General features: G+C 43.6%; 1 protein-coding gene and 1 pseudogene. Both read right to left on the bottom strand.

From position 1 onward, the window contains the following. Positions 1–135: 135 nt before the first annotated feature. Positions 136–282: pseudogene (locus ACJ5GX_RS01890) on the bottom strand (DUF1028 domain-containing protein); the annotation flags it as partial. 24 nt (positions 283–306) lie between these two features. After that, positions 307–512, bottom strand: a 206-nt coding sequence (locus tag ACJ5GX_RS01885; protein ID WP_495292641.1) for a RidA family protein, incomplete at its 5' end; no start/stop codon positions are given.

Here is a 512-nt window from a genome sequence, read left to right as displayed (position 1 = left end):
GACGTAGCACTCAAGGAGTCACTCTGTTTAAAACAGAGAGTAGAGAAAAGGTGGTGTCAGTAGCGAAAATTGAGGATCGATCGCGCGATGTGGTGATATATTGTATTTGGTCATTTCAAGTAAAATGTTGGCCAAACTTGGGTCGGTTATATTTTGACTTGCTGCAACCCCGACACCAGCTTTGGCACGAATACATCTTGCGGCAACAGCGGGAGAGGATGAACTGATCGCAGCACCAAATTGTCCTGTTTCACTACATCTTGCAATAATTGAAAATGTCATAGCGTTCTCGTGTCGTTGCTTATTTTAATCAGGAATCACAGCAGTCGCATCGACTTCTACAAGCCACTCAGGTCGAGCTAAAGCAGAAACAACGATTCCAGTTGAAACGGGATAGACGCCTTTAAGCCATTTACCTACGACACGATAGACATCTTCACGATAACGTGGATCGACGATATATATGGTGATTTTACAAATGTCAGCTAACTCACCTCCTGCTTCTTTAAGCA

Source organism: Wolbachia endosymbiont of Tuta absoluta, from assembly GCF_059414725.1.
This window is presented reverse-complemented; position numbering and strand designations above follow the sequence as displayed.